12 protein-coding genes and 2 pseudogenes are annotated in these 13,260 nt (G+C 70.5%); 5 read left to right on the forward strand and 9 right to left on the reverse strand.

The features are described from left to right. Positions 1-18: 18 nt before the first annotated feature. The 9 genes from mbhE to ACT1U9_RS30600 all read right to left on the reverse strand — a co-directional run bounded on the left by mbhE (position 19) and on the right by ACT1U9_RS30600 (position 6,414). Positions 19-777, reverse strand: a complete 759-nt coding sequence (gene mbhE, locus ACT1U9_RS30560; protein ID WP_444535855.1) for a hydrogen gas-evolving membrane-bound hydrogenase subunit E — start codon at positions 775-777, stop codon at positions 19-21. Beyond that, complete coding sequence (locus ACT1U9_RS30565) at positions 774-1,034, reverse strand: Na(+)/H(+) antiporter subunit B (protein WP_444535856.1); 261 nt, start codon at positions 1,032-1,034, stop codon at positions 774-776. Before ACT1U9_RS30565 ends, mbhE begins: the two co-directional genes overlap by 4 nt. After that, a complete protein-coding gene (locus ACT1U9_RS30570; protein ID WP_444535857.1) occupies positions 1,027-1,488 on the reverse strand; it encodes an MrpF/PhaF family protein in 462 nt (153 codons plus the stop codon). Before ACT1U9_RS30570 ends, ACT1U9_RS30565 begins: the two co-directional genes overlap by 8 nt. Then, a complete protein-coding gene (locus ACT1U9_RS30575; RefSeq protein ID WP_444535858.1) occupies positions 1,485-1,661 on the reverse strand; it encodes a hypothetical protein in 177 nt (58 codons plus the stop codon). Before ACT1U9_RS30575 ends, ACT1U9_RS30570 begins: the two co-directional genes overlap by 4 nt. Positions 1,662-1,854: 193 nt before the next feature. After that, complete coding sequence (locus ACT1U9_RS30580) at positions 1,855-3,018, reverse strand: MFS transporter (protein WP_444535859.1); 1,164 nt, start codon at positions 3,016-3,018, stop codon at positions 1,855-1,857. A 35-nt stretch (positions 3,019-3,053) separates the two neighbouring features. Continuing rightward, on the reverse strand, positions 3,054-3,428 hold the full coding sequence (gene crcB, locus ACT1U9_RS30585; protein ID WP_444535860.1) for a fluoride efflux transporter CrcB: 375 nt from the start codon (positions 3,426-3,428) through the stop codon (positions 3,054-3,056). Then, positions 3,425-3,772 carry a DUF190 domain-containing protein gene (locus tag ACT1U9_RS30590; RefSeq protein WP_361417445.1) on the reverse strand — a complete coding sequence of 116 codons (348 nt, stop codon included), beginning with the start codon at positions 3,770-3,772 and terminating at the stop codon, positions 3,425-3,427. The genes crcB (ACT1U9_RS30585) and ACT1U9_RS30590 overlap by 4 nt, the downstream gene beginning before the upstream one ends. Positions 3,773-3,812: 40 nt before the next feature. Continuing rightward, the gene (gene crcB, locus ACT1U9_RS30595; RefSeq protein WP_444535861.1) at positions 3,813-4,301 is read right to left on the reverse strand and encodes a fluoride efflux transporter CrcB; all 489 of its coding nucleotides are present in this window, start codon (positions 4,299-4,301) and stop codon (positions 3,813-3,815) included. 265 nt (positions 4,302-4,566) lie between these two features. After that, the gene (locus ACT1U9_RS30600) at positions 4,567-6,414 is read right to left on the reverse strand and encodes a carbohydrate-binding module family 20 domain-containing protein (protein WP_444535862.1); all 1,848 of its coding nucleotides are present in this window, start codon (positions 6,412-6,414) and stop codon (positions 4,567-4,569) included. 323 nt (positions 6,415-6,737) lie between these two features. On the opposite strand from ACT1U9_RS30600, the gene ACT1U9_RS30605 reads away from it, so the two are divergent. The 5 genes and pseudogenes from ACT1U9_RS30605 to ACT1U9_RS30625 all read left to right on the forward strand — a co-directional run bounded on the left by ACT1U9_RS30605 (position 6,738) and on the right by ACT1U9_RS30625 (position 13,250). Beyond that, on the forward strand, positions 6,738-7,475 hold the full coding sequence (locus ACT1U9_RS30605; RefSeq protein ID WP_444535863.1) for a 2OG-Fe(II) oxygenase: 738 nt from the start codon (positions 6,738-6,740) through the stop codon (positions 7,473-7,475). A 409-nt stretch (positions 7,476-7,884) separates the two neighbouring features. After that, positions 7,885-9,825, forward strand: a complete 1,941-nt coding sequence (locus tag ACT1U9_RS30610) for an exo-alpha-sialidase (protein WP_444535864.1) — start codon at positions 7,885-7,887, stop codon at positions 9,823-9,825. A 290-nt stretch (positions 9,826-10,115) separates the two neighbouring features. After that, positions 10,116-11,849: pseudogene (locus tag ACT1U9_RS30615) on the forward strand (FAD-linked oxidase C-terminal domain-containing protein); the annotation flags it as partial. Further along, positions 11,840-12,135: pseudogene (locus ACT1U9_RS30620) on the forward strand (thiamine pyrophosphate-dependent enzyme); the annotation flags it as partial. The pseudogenes ACT1U9_RS30615 and ACT1U9_RS30620, both read left to right, overlap by 10 nt. Next, a complete protein-coding gene (locus ACT1U9_RS30625; RefSeq protein WP_444535865.1) occupies positions 12,132-13,250 on the forward strand; it encodes an enolase C-terminal domain-like protein in 1,119 nt (372 codons plus the stop codon). The pseudogene ACT1U9_RS30620 and the gene ACT1U9_RS30625, both read left to right, overlap by 4 nt. Positions 13,251-13,260 lie beyond the last annotated feature (10 nt).

Consider the following 13,260-nt stretch of genomic DNA (forward strand, 5'->3'; position numbering starts at 1 on the left):
GTGTGCTCGCGCCCCCGTTCATGTCGCGTGGTTCTTCCCGGTCGGGTGGTCCTTCTCGATCTCGACGGCCTGGTCGAGGAAGCGGGCGAGCAGCACGACCACCGCGCAGCCCACCTCCATGCCGACCGCCGCGTTGAGGAGCGGCACGGTCCCGCCCGACGCCAGGGCGTTGAACGTGCCGTGCGGGAGAATGGTGTTGGCGAGGAACGACGAACCGCCGATCAGCCCCGCGACACCGAGGATCACATAGGCGGCTTCTCCGGCCGCGTCCCCGACCTCGTACAGGCCGACCGGACGGATCCGTTCCAGGGCGCGGTAGTCCGCCCCGATGTAGAGCAGATGCAGCGAGGTGGCCACGACCACGCCGCCCTGGAACCCGCCGCCGGGGCTGAGTTGCCCGTGCGCGATGACGTAGAGGCCGACCAGCAGCGCGACGGGCAGCATGATCAGCGCATAGCGCCGTACGGCGGTGGCGACCTCGGCCGGGGCAGGCCTCACCTGGCGTTCGTCGCGGGTCTGGCGCAGCAGGACGACGGTGCCGAGGACGGCGGCGAACAGGATGCTCTCCTCGCCCAGGGTGTCGAAGGCTCGCTGGTCGAAGTTGACGGAGGCGATGACGTTGGACGTCCGGCGGCCGAGGGAGGCCGCCACCGAGCGGTCGCCGTAGGGGTGGACGTCGCCGCCGAAGGCGGGCAGCCGCAGAAAAGCGGCGGTCAGCAGGGCGGCCACTCCTAGTCCGCCCACGGCCAGTACCCACATCCGCAGCCGTCGGGTCATCGGCCGCCGCCCTTGTGCTGTCCCCGGCGCCGTACCTTGCGTACGGACAGCAGGATCAGCAGCGGCGTCAGGGCCGAACCCACCGCGAGTTGGGACAGGCCCACGTCCGGTGCCTGAAGGACGGTGAACAGGACGGCGAGCGCGAGGCCGAGCACGGCGAGGACCAGGGCCTGGCGGGCCGGATCCCGGACCGCCACCGCCGCGGTCGCGGCAGCGGCGACGAGCAGCAGCGCCAGGACGACGGGCACATCAGCCATGCGAGGGCTCCTTGCCTCCCGGGAAACCACCGGACATGGCCCGGGACGCGATCACGTTCCCCGCGACCAGCAGTACCCCGATCAGCAGCAGTTTCACCATGGCCCGGCCCGGCCCCGTGGCGACGCACATGGCGACGGTCACCACCGAGGTGGCGAAGGCGGCCACCGCCGTCAGCAGGACGGTGTGCGGGGGATCGGAGGTGAGGTCGTCGGCGAGCAACCGCGCGTAGACGAGGGTGCCGACCGGGCCCAGTACCGCGAGGACCAGCGCGAGATCGATGTAGGACGGGCGTTGGTACCCCTGGGCCAGCAGGAGCATGACCAGGGTGACAGCGGAGGTGCCGAAGTTCTGGGCGACGACCCGGCGTTCCATCGGCCCGGTCGCCACACCCCACACCACGGGCCCGAGCCCTGCGGCGAGCAGCGCGCTCGCGGCCCAGAGCCACCCGTTCACCGGTCGGCCATCGCCCGGCGGGCCGCGCGGGCCGCGACCGCCGTCAACAGGGCGCAGCTCGCGCCGACGACGAGTTCAAGAGCGTCCACGGTGCTGATGAGCATGAGCCAGCCGCCCGTCAGAAGGAGCCACCACGCGAGGGTCTCGGCGGTCGCGGCCGCTGCTCGCCCCATCCGTTGATCACCTCGACAGCCGCCCGTGATGAGTTGGTTCGCCCGTATTTCTCAAGGGGTCCGATCATGAAAGCACCCTCGGTGCCGCCGACGGCCGAAGGCGCGCGACCTCATCGTGTACGCCCCACCTGTCACCGGCCCGGCGACGGGTACCCAGCGGCCCGCAGGGCATTCCCCGCTGTGCGGTAGGTGCTCAGCGGGCCCGCAAGTGCAGCGCCGCCAGCACCCCCAGCGCCGCCACCTGAATCGCGGCGACCACCGCGATGAGCACCGGGATCGAGTACGTGTAGAGGGCGCCGGTGAGCGCGCCGCCGGCCAGGCTCGCGGCGCCGACCGCCCCGGCGAAGACGCCGTACGCGGTGGCCCGGCGTCCGGCCGGGACGAGGTCGGCGACGGTGGCCCGAAGAGTCGACTCCTGGATGCCCACCGCCGCGCCCCACACCAGCGAACCCGCCACCGCCGAGGCGACCGTGTTCGTGAACGCCAGCGCGGGCACGGCGGCGGACAGCAGGGGCAGCACCGCCAGGACCCGCGCGCCGAACCGGTCGTACGCCCATCCGGTGGCCAGCGCGACGAACGCGTCGACGGCCATGGCGGCCGCGTACAGCACCGGCACCCAGGCCGTCGCGAGCAGCCCGCGCTGGACCAGGTGGTAGGCGAGGATGCCGAAAGTGGTGAACCCGGCGGTGGTGGTCGCGGTGAACGCCGCGTACGTCCAGAACGCGGTCGGCAGCCGCCCGGCCGTCTCGGCTGTTGTCGATTCCGGTGCCAACTCGCGTTCGTACGCGGCCGGATCGGGCACCCGGGCCCGCAGCCAGAGCAGCACTCCGAGCACCGCGACCCCGGGCAGGGCCAGGACGCCGAGTGCGGGGCCGTAGTCGCCGCCGGTGAGCGCGAGCATCCCCGCCACCGTCAACGGGCCGATCAGCGCCCCGACTTGGTCCATGGCCTCGTGCACGGCGAAGCCGCGTCCCCGGCCGGTCGCGGCGGTGGCGTGCGAGAGGAGGGTGTCCTTGGCGGGGCTGCGCACGGCCTTGCCGACCCGCTCGGCGATCACCAGGGCGCAGGCCGCCCAGAGGACGCCGACGACGCCGAGAGCGGGCACACTGACCACGGTCAGGGCGTACCCGGCGATCGTGATCCCCCAGAACCGGCGGGTGCGGTCCGCCATCGGGCCGGAGACGAGCCGCAGTCCGAGCGCGGCCGCCTCACCCGCGCCGGTGACCACGCCGACGACCAGCGCCGAGGCCCCGAGGGAGGCCAGCAGAGGTCCGGTGACGGCACGCGCCCCCTCGTACACGAAGTCGGCCAGCAGACTGACCGTACCGAACGCGACGACGAACCGCCATGGACTCATCCGGGCTGTGCGCCGCGTATGCGGCACGCCGTCGTTCACACCCACACGGCTTCCGCGACCGTGACGCCGAGGTAGACCGCCCCCAGACCCGCGACCACACTGGCGACCACATTCACCATCGCGTAGAACGCGGCGCCGTCCTCGGCAAGCCGCAGTGTCTCGTACGAGAAGGTCGAGTACGTCGTCAACGCCCCGCACAGGCCGGTACCGACCAGCAACTGCAGGTGTGACGAGCCCGCCCCGGCGGTGGCCGCGCCCGTCAGCGTGCCGAGGATCAGACAGCCGACCACGTTGACGGTGAAGGTGCCCCAGGGGAATATCGAGTCGTGGCGGGTCTGCACCGCACGGTCGGTCAGGAACCGCAGCGGAGCCCCGACCGCGGCACCCAGAATGACAAGCAGCCAGTTCACGCGTTCTTCTCCCGGCCCACGTAGCGGATGACCTCGCAGTCGTCGAGGATCACCAGACCTTCCGCCACCAACTCGTCCAGCTGCGGCAGAAACGCGCGGACGCGCTCCTCGCTGTCCACGATCACGATCGCCACCGGCAGGTCCTCGCTCAGCGAGAGCAGCCGCTGGGTGTGGATCAGGGACGAGGCGCCGAAGCCCTCGATCCCCCGGAACACGCTCGCACCGGCGAGCCCCGCCTTGTGCGCGCGGTGCACGATCTCCGCGTACACCGGCTTGTGGTGCCACAGGTCGCTCTCGCCGATGAAGATCGTCACGCGCAGGGCCCTGCCCGTCAGCCTGGTCATCCGTGCCTCCGCAGCCCGGTCGTCGTCGCCTCGCGGCCGGTCATCGTTGCCTCCGTGCAAAGACGCGGCGCGTCGCCGTCACCGCGAGCCACACCGCCGCCAGCGCCGCGACCGGCGTCAGCGCGAGATAGGCGAGACCCGCGCCGGGCCGGCCGCCGTCCACCAGCTTCTCGATGTCCACGGCGTACGTCGAGAACGTGGTGAACCCGCCGAGCACGCCCGTGCCGAAGAACGGCCGCACCAGCCGGTGCGCCGCCCACACGTCGGTGATGACCGCCATGAACACGCCGATCACCGCGCAGCCGACCACGTTGATGACCAGCGTGGTCGTGGGAAAGGCCCCGGGCGGGGCGGCCGGCCACAGCAGACCGGCGCCGTACCGGGCCGATGCGCCTATCGCGCCGCCGAGCGCCACCACCGCGACGACCGGCGCCAGCGCGCGCCGCGCCCGCCGCCGCTGCTCGCGCAGGGAAGGACCGACATCGGGATCGACGGGCTCGTCCACCACGCGGGAAAACGGGGATCCCATGGACACATGTCTCCTACTCGCCGGGCACCTGGACATACGGGTGCACATCATCGCAAGTAGGGACCGTTGGTGGCGTGCATGCCACGGTTCGGGTACGGCGGGCCCCACCGCCGCGCGGCGACCCGGAGATCACCGCAGACGACCAGAGTAGCGCCACAGGCACCACGGCGTGGCATCGGCGCCCCAGGGGGCCCGGGGCAGACAGATGGTGCGGCTCCTCGACGGCGAGGCGCCGCACCACCGTCCTTGTCGCTTGGAGTTGCCGCTACTTCCAGGTGTCGTTGAGGCTCGCCGAGCCGGAGGCGCCGGTGGTGTACGTGCGGTTGGCGCCGGACTCCCAGGTCACGTTCCCGGCGCCGTCCTTCATCACGTACTTGTACTCGAAGGAGGTGTTCGCGGGGAGGGTGACGGCGGCGGACCAGATCGGGTAGGTGGCGGAGGAGAGGGGGATCCCGGAGTTCGGGTCCCAGTTGCCGAGGGCCGGGATGGAGCCGACCACGAAGATGTTCTGCCCCCAGACCGTGGTCTTGTTCTCGTCGAAGGTGACGGTCACCGAGCTGTTGGTCGGCGGTGGGGTGGTCGGGGGTGTGGTGGTGTACAGGGCGACGGCGTCACCGGCCGGGACGGTGGCGGTGGCCTTGCCGGAGGCGTCGACGGTCACCGTGGCGCCGGTGCAGGTGCCGGAGGCGGTGACATCGGCGTGGATGATGTCGCAGTAGGTGCCGGCGGTGAGGCCGGTGGTGAAGGTCTGGGTGAGGGGCCCGCTGCCGTTGTTGATGGCGACCCAGGACGTGTTGCCCCGGCTGAAGGCGATGGCGCTGCCGCCGTTGTCCCACCAGTTGGCGACGGGCTGGCCCTTGGCCGCGTTGTGCCAGCCGACCATGTTGGCGATGCCATGGTCGCGGTCGATGCAGGTCCAGTTGGTGCTCGCGCAGTCGGTGTCGGTGACGTAGCCGCCCGAGTCGGCGGGCGGTGAGTCGTCGCGGTTGCCGAAGCGGAAGCCGGAGTAGACCTGCGGGGTGCCGTAGTTCCAGGCGAGTTCGAAGACATGGGCGAGGGTGTACTTCGCGCCGTCGTTGTAGGTGAGCGTGGTCTTGTCGCGCTCCAGGTCATGGTTGGTCACCATCACCGCGGACTTGTCGCTCGGCTCCAACCCCCAACTCTGCCCGAACGTCCTGAGGTTGGCGATGCTGCCGTTGAACTGGTCCTTCAGCTTGTACGCGTAGGTGAACTCCAGCACGCTGCCGTTGCCCTCGAACGCGCTCGGCGCCAACTGGCCGCTGCCCCCGGGGAAGATCTCCTGGTAGACGTACGGACGCCCACCCCAGGTCGTGGTGTGCACGCGGGACAGGATCGCGGCCATGTCCGCCTGGGCGATGTGCTTGGCGGCGTCGACCCGGAACCCGTCGACCCCGACGTCGACCATGCTGTTCAGATACCCGGCGATCTTGTCCCGGACACCGTCGCTCTCCGTGTTGAGATCGGACAGCGAGAGCAACTGACACTCCTGGACCTGGGTGACGTTGTTCCAGTCCTTGATGGACAGATCGGAGTTGGGGCACGGCGGGGAGCCATGGAAGTCCGAGCGGCTGTAAGGAACGCTGTCGTACGTATACGTGGCGGGGTTGAAACTCGCTCCGCCGTACGAGCCCGTACTGGTCTGGTTGGCGCCGGCCATATGGTTGATGACGGCGTCGGCGTACACCTTCACCCCGGCGTTGTGGCAGGCCGCCACCATGGCCTTGAACTGGGCTTCGGTGCCCATACGGCTGTTGAGGCGGTACGAGACCGGCTGGTACACCTCCCACCACGGGTGGGTGCCGCTCAGCTTGATCGAGTCCTGGGGCGGGGCGACCTGGACGGCGCCGTAGCCCTTGGGGCCGAGGACCGTGGTGCACTCGTTGGCGACCGAATTCCAGTTCCACTGGAAGAGGTTGGCGATCACATCGCCGCCGTTGGGGGTGGCGGCGGCGTGTGCGGTGCCCTGGAAGGCGATGGGCAGGAGGGCTCCGGCGAGGAGTGCGCCGGTGGCGAGCACACCGGCCGATCGCCGATGGGCGCGGCGCCGCGCCGAGGTGTGGGGTCTGGCTGTTGGGTGGGGCAGCGCGGGCATGGCAACTCCGTTGAGTGGGGGAGGGGTTGGCGGGCCGATGCGGGGCGTGGCCTGGAGGTGGCGGAACCTCCCTGCCGCCGGGCGGTGTGGTGCGCGAGGAAGACGATGCCGCCGGGCTGAGAAATCGTCAAGACTTCTAGCAAATCTGTGCAGCAACTTTCCGCAAGCTCTTGCGGCAGCTCGTGTTGGCTCCCTGGCCGGGTAGTTGGCGCCGCGACCGCCCGGCGCCGCCCGCCTCGCAGCATGACGTCCGAATCCCGCCGGATATGGCGGGGCGGAAGCCGCAGGGTTGAGAGCAGAAGCTCCCGGACCTGGAGAACGTCATGCTCGAGACCGCTCATCACTCACGACCGCGAAACGTCGGCGACCGTGTCACCGCGTCCGACTGGTCGGTGCTCACCACCGAACTCGACGAGTACGGCCACGCCCTCACCGGCCGCCTCCTCACCCCGGCCGAGTGCCGTGAGATCGCGGGCCTGTACGACGAGGCCGACCGCTTCCGTGCGACGATCGACATGGCCCGCCACCGCTTCGGCTCCGGCCAGTACCGCTACTTCACACATGAACTCCCGGACGTCGTACGGGAGTTGCGCGACGCGTTCTACCCGCTGCTGCTGCCCGTCGCCCGTGACTGGGCCGAGAAACTGCGCAAGCCCGCGCCCTGGCCGGACACACTGGAGGAGTGGCTGGCCATGTGCCACGCGGCCGGTCAGGACCGCTCGGCGCAGATCCTGCTGCGGTACGGCCCGGGCGACTGGAACGCGCTGCACCGCGATGTGTTCGGCGACATGCTCTTCCCGCTCCAGGTCGTCATCGGCCTGGACGCACCCGGCACCGACTTCACCGGCGGCGAGTTCATCATGACCGAGCAGCGCCCGCGTGCGCAGTCGAGGGGTTCGTCCACGACCCTGCTCCAGGGCCACGGGCTGATCTTCACCACCCGCGACCGCCCGGTGGCAACGAAGCGTGGTTGGTCGAACGGTCCCATGCGGCACGGCGTGAGCACGGTCCGCTCGGGGCGGCGGCACACGCTGGGGCTGGTTTTTCACGATGCCGCGTGATGGATGCCTGGCGGGCGGACTATGTAACTCGGTGGTCCAGTGGAACGGCCGCATCGTCGGCGCGTGGGCCCGGGGCGCGAGCGGCGACATCCGCCACCAACTCCTCGCCGACCCCGGCCGCGAGGCCCGCACCGCCTGTCGGCGTTCCTCGGCGACACCCGGGTCACCCCTTGCTACCGCACGCCGCTCGAACGCCATCTCGCGGCCGCGCCTTCCGGGATGCGTACGGCGGACTGATCCCCGAGCCGCCACGCCGAGGCATGCCAAAGCTTTACCGTGTGCATGACATGATTCAGTGCCCTCCGCATTGTGGCGGAAACATCACCCTGGCAGCATCTCGCCCCGTACGTGAACGGACTTCCCTATGTCCCCGCGGGTCGCCGACCCTGCTGCGTGAAGGGTGAGTTCCATGTCGCATCGCGTGTGGCACTCCGTTCGGAGAGCCAGAACCCAGCACATACGCCGCTTACTTGCCGCCTCCACCACGTTCGCCACCGTCCTCTTCTCCGCCGTGCTGCTCGCCCAACCGGCCGAGGCCGCCGTCAGCAACGGCGGTTTCGAGACCGGGTCGCTCAGCGGCTGGACGTCGACCGGTACCACGTCGACCGTCAACTCGGGTGCCCACAGCGGCACTTATGCCGCACAGGTAGGTGGCACATCCCCCACCAACGGCGACTCGTCCATCGCCCAGACCTTCACCACCGCGACCGGTGAGAACCAGCTGTCGTTCTGGTACGACAACACCTGTCCCGACACCCTCACCTACGACTGGGCGACGGCCACCCTCCGCGACAACACCGCGGGCACCACCAGCACCGTCCTCGCCAAGACCTGCACCAACGGCCAGGGCTGGCAGCAGGTCGCCACCGCCGTGACCGAGGGACACAGTTACACCCTCACGCTCGTCAGCCACGACGACAACTACCCGGGCGACCCCACGTACACGCTCTACGACGACGTCGCCCTCACCGGCACCACACCGCCGCCCTCGCTCACCCAGCTCAGCACCGACCCGTTCACCAACACCACCAGCCAGCACGCCACCGAGCTGGAGCCGGACACCTTCGCGTACGGCAGTACGATCGTCGCCTCCTCGCAGGTCGGCCGGTTCACCGACGGCGGCTCGTCCGACATCGGCTGGAACACCTCCACCGACGGCGGCGCCACCTGGCAGCACGGCATGCTGCCGGGCATCACGGTCTACCAGGGCGGCGGCAGTTGGGCGCGGGTGTCCGACCCGGCGGTCGCCTACGACGCCAAGCACGGCACCTGGATGGTCGCCGGGCTCGTCCTCGACGCGAATGTCAACGGCGCCGGAGTGAGTGTCAGCCGTTCCGCCGACGGTATCTCCTGGCAGAACCCCGTCCTCGCGGTCGGCAACGACGGCCAGGGGTACGACAAGGAGTGGATCGTGTGCGACAACACCGCCACGAGCCCCTTCTACGGCAACTGCTATGTCGAGGTCGACGTCACCTCGTCCGGCAACCGCGTCATCATGAGCACCTCCACGGACGGAGGCACCACCTGGTCCGCGCCCAAGTCACCCTCCGGCAGCCCGAGCGGCCTCGGCGGCCAGCCGCTGGTCCAGCCGAGCGGCACCGTGGTGGTCCCCTACTCCACCAACGGGTCCTCGGTCCGTGCCTTCAACTCCTCGAACGGCGGCTCCAGTTGGAGTTCGACCTCGCTGGTCGCGAACGTGAGCAGCCACGGCGTCGCCGGTAATCTCCGCGACGGCGAGGGGCTGCCCTCGGCGGAGATCGACGGGGCCGGGAAGATCTACGTCGCCTGGCAGGACTGCCGCTTCCGCTCCGGCTGTCCGTCCAACGACATCGTGTACTCGACGTCCACCAACGGCACGTCGTGGTCGGCCGTGACCCGGGTCCCCATCGACGCCACCTCCAGCAGCGTCGACCACTTCATCCCCGGCATCGGCGTGGACAAGTCGACCTCGGGCTCGTCGGCCCGGATCGGCCTCTACTACTACTTCTACCCGCAGGCCAACTGCACCGCGACGACGTGCCAGCTCCAGGTCGGCTATGTGTCCTCGGCCAACAGCGGCACCAGCTGGTCCGCGCCGGCGACCCTGGCGGGCCCGTTCCCGCTCAGCCAGATCGCCTCCACCACCCAGGGGAGCATGGTCGGCGACTACATCTCGACCTCCATCGTGGGCGGCAAGGCGGTCGCCACCTTCGCCGTCGGCAAGGCCCCGACCAACGGCCAGGCGTTCGACGAGGCCCTCTATACGGCGGGCCCGCAGCCCATCGCGGGTGGCCCGGTCAGGTCCCACCAGTCCCCGACGTACACCTCGCCGGTTCCGACGGGTCGATCCGCCCTCGTCACCGCGCACTGACCGCTGAGGTGTGCGGCCCGGTGTGCGGGCCGCACACGTCGGACGCGGTCGTAGGGACCCCTGCTCGCGGTTGAGCCGCGTGCGGGGGTTTCCGCTTTCGGGGTGCCGGTCCGGACGTACGGCCGGGTTGCGGTGGCCCCGGCCGCCCGGCGGTGTAAGGGTCGACGACGAGGGTACCGGCACGAGCGGAACCGAGCCGGACCGCCCGACCGGGGGCGGCCGGGGAAGGAGTCGAGGTGGCCGTGCCCGCCGATCCCGCGCCTCCCGTGCCCGCCGACGCCGGACCGACCATGCCCGACGCCGGGCCTCCGGTGTCCGGCCACGCCGCTCTGGAGCGGGCGCTGCGGGAGGCGGTGGACGGTGAGGTGCGGTTCGATCCGGGCAGCCGCGGGGCGTATGCCACCGACGCGTCGAACTACCGGCAGGTCCCGATCGGCGTAGTCGTCCCCCGTTCCGTCGACGCCGCCGTGGCAGCCGTGGCGGTGTGCGCGCGGTTCGGCGCGCCGGTCCTGTCCCGGGGCGGCGGTACGAGCCTGGGCGGGCAGTGCACCAACGAGGCCGTCGTCATCGACTGGACCAAGTACTGCGACCGGCTGGTGGCGACCGACCCCGAGCGGCGCACCTGTGTGGTCGAGCCCGGCATCGTACTCGACGAGCTGTACCGTCAACTCGCCCCGCACAAGCTCAAGTTCGGCCCCAAACCCTCCACGCACAGCCACTGTTCGCTCGGCGGAATGATCGGCAACAACTCGTGCGGCGCCTCCGCGCAGGCGTACGGGAAGACCGTCGACAACGTACGGCGTCTGGAGATCCTCACGTATGACGGTCTGCGGATGTGGGTGGGACCGACGTCGGAGAGCGAGTACGAGGCGATCGTCGCGGCCGGAGGGCGGCGCGCCGAGATCTACCGGCGGCTGCGTGACATCGTGCGGGACCATCTGGGGGACATCCGGCGCGGCTATCCGAAGATTCCCCGCCGGGTCTCCGGGTACAACCTGGACTCGTTGCTGCCGGAGAACGGTTTCGATCTCGCCCGGGCGCTGGTGGGCAGCGAGGGCACCCTCGTCACCGTCCTGCGGGCCGAACTCGAACTCGTTCCCGTGCCTGCCGCCGACGCCATGCTCGTGCTGGGCTACCCCGACATCTGCGCGGCCGCCGACGACGTGCCCCGCCTCCTCGAACACAGCTCGCCCGCCTAGCTGGAGGCCCTGGACGACCGGATGGCGCAGCTGATGCGCGAGGAACGCACCCATCTGGAGTCTCTGGAGGCGCTTCCGCACGGCGGAGCCTGGCTGCTGCTGCAGTTCAGCGGTGACAGCCAGGAGGACGCCGACGAACAGGCTCATACGTTGCTGCGGGCGGTGGGCCGTAGCGAGAAGGACGACAGTGTCGCGTTCTCCGACGACTCCGCGCGCGAGCAGCGGATGCTGAAGGCGCGCGAGGCCGGGCTCGGGGTCACGGCCCGCCCGCCGGACGAGCGCGAGACCTGGGAGGGCTGGGAGGACTCGGCCGTGCCGCCCGATCGGCTCGGTGACTATCTGCGCGATCTGAAGGACCTGTTCGCGGAGTTCGACTACGACGGCCCCTCGCTGTACGGGCACTTCGGCCAGGGGTGTGTGCACACCCGGATCCCGTTCGGTCTGAAAGACGCCGAGGGTGTCGCGGCCTTCCGGCGGTTCGTCGAGAAGGCGGCGGATCTGGTCGTCTCGTACGGCGGTTCTCTCTCGGGCGAACACGGCGACGGGCAGGCGCGGGGAGAACTGCTGCCCCGTATGTTCGGCGAGCGGCTGGTGGCGGCGTTCGGCGCGGTGAAGAACGTGTTCGACCCGGACAACCGGATGAACCCGGGAAAGGTCGTCGACCCGTACCGCGTCGACGAGAACCTGCGCCTCGGCCCGCTGTGGCGGCCCGAGGCCGCGGCCACCCACTTCGACTATCCCGACGACGACCACTCCTTCACCCGGGCGGTGATGCGCTGTGCCGGCGTCGGCAACTGCCGCACCCACACCGGCGGCCCGATGTGCCGTACGCGGACTTCGCGCGCTCCATCGGGCTCGACGGGGTACGGGTGGAGAAGCCCGGCGAGGTCGAGGACGCCTGGCGGCGGGCGCTGGCCGCCGACCGGCCGTTCGTCATCGACTTCCGCACCGACCCCGCCGTGCCCCCGATCCCACCGCACGCCTCACTCGACCGGATCGAGGCCGCCGCCGCCTCGATCGTACGGGCATGATCCGCCAGGGCATCAAGGCCAAGGTCCAGGAGATGCTTCCGGGCACGAGGCACAAGGACCGCGGCGAGGACCACAAGTGAAACCCGGCGCCGACGTCCCGGTGGTCGAGTCGGTGGAGGCCGCGGCCTACACCCTCGCGACCGATACCCCCGAGGCCGACGGCACCCTCCAGTGGGACGAGACCATCCTGGTCGTCGTCCACGTACACGCCGGCTCCACCACCGGACTCGGTTACAGCTATACGACGCCCGAAGCGGCGGCCTACGTACGCGGACACCTCGCCGGAGTGGTGACGGGCCGGGGTGCCTGGGACGTGCCGGCGGCCAACGACGCCATGAGCCGCGCGGTGCGCAACGCGGGCCGGCCCGGTCTGGTCGCCACGGCGATCTCCGCCGTCGACATGGCCCTGTGGGACCTGAAGGCCAGACTGCTTCAGCTGCCCCTGGCCGACCTGCTCGGGCGGGCCCGCGAGAGCGTCCCGGTGTACGGCAGCGGCGGCTTCACGACCTATGGTGCGGCGGAGCAGGACCGTCAACTGCGGCGCTGGGTCGAGGAGCAGGACATTCCCCGGGTCAAGATCAAGATCGGTGAGGCGTGGGGGAGCGCGGAGGACCGGGACCGCGAACGGGTCGCCCGGGCGCGGGCGAGCATCGGCGACACGGCCGCGCTGTTCGTCGACGCGAACGGCGGCTACCACGCCAAACAGGCGGTCCGTATGGCGCGGTATCTGGATGATCACGGGGTGACCTGGTTCGAGGAACCGGTCTCCTCGGACGACCTGCCCGGGCTCGCCCACATCAAAGCGATGATCCCGATGGAGGTGGCCGCCGGTGAGTACGGCTACCACCTGGCGTATTTCGGACAGATGGTGCGGGCCGGAGCGGTCGACTGCCTCCAGGCCGACGCCACCCGCTGCGGCGGCCTCACCGTGTGGCTGCGCGCCGCCGCCCTGGCCGAGGCGTTCGGCCTCGACATCTCGGCGCACTGCGCCCCGCACGTCCACGCGCACGCGGCGGCCGCCGTCCCCAATCTGCGGCACCTGGAGTGGTTCCACGACCACGTCCGCATCGAGAACCTCCTCTTCGACGGTGCTCTCGACCCCACCGGCGGCCGTGTGTCACCGGGCGCCGACGGCGGTACGGGCCACGGCCTGACCCTGCGGGCCGAGCACGCGGAACCGTACAGAACGGGCTGACCCCAGCAAG

The sequence above is a fragment of the Streptomyces sp. BR1 genome (assembly GCF_052373795.1).
Taxonomy (GTDB): domain Bacteria; phylum Actinomycetota; class Actinomycetes; order Streptomycetales; family Streptomycetaceae; genus Streptomyces.

What these genes read in the sequence shown, in the direction of transcription:
- ACT1U9_RS30605 (WP_444535863.1), top strand. Translation starts at nt 6,738, where the DNA reads ATGCTCGAGACCGCTCATCACTCACGACCGCGAAACGTCGGCGACCGT.
- ACT1U9_RS30565 (WP_444535856.1), bottom strand. Translation starts at nt 1,034, where the DNA reads ATGGCTGATGTGCCCGTCGTCCTGGCGCTGCTGCTCGTCGCCGCTGCC.
- ACT1U9_RS30590 (WP_361417445.1), bottom strand. Translation starts at nt 3,772, where the DNA reads ATGACCAGGCTGACGGGCAGGGCCCTGCGCGTGACGATCTTCATCGGC.
- ACT1U9_RS30610 (WP_444535864.1), top strand. Translation starts at nt 7,885, where the DNA reads ATGTCGCATCGCGTGTGGCACTCCGTTCGGAGAGCCAGAACCCAGCAC.
- ACT1U9_RS30575 (WP_444535858.1), bottom strand. Translation starts at nt 1,661, where the DNA reads ATGGGGCGAGCAGCGGCCGCGACCGCCGAGACCCTCGCGTGGTGGCTC.
- crcB (WP_444535861.1), bottom strand. Translation starts at nt 4,301, where the DNA reads ATGGGATCCCCGTTTTCCCGCGTGGTGGACGAGCCCGTCGATCCCGAT.
- ACT1U9_RS30600 (WP_444535862.1), bottom strand. Translation starts at nt 6,414, where the DNA reads ATGCCCGCGCTGCCCCACCCAACAGCCAGACCCCACACCTCGGCGCGG.
- ACT1U9_RS30580 (WP_444535859.1), bottom strand. Translation starts at nt 3,018, where the DNA reads ATGAGTCCATGGCGGTTCGTCGTCGCGTTCGGTACGGTCAGTCTGCTG.
- mbhE (WP_444535855.1), bottom strand. Translation starts at nt 777, where the DNA reads ATGACCCGACGGCTGCGGATGTGGGTACTGGCCGTGGGCGGACTAGGA.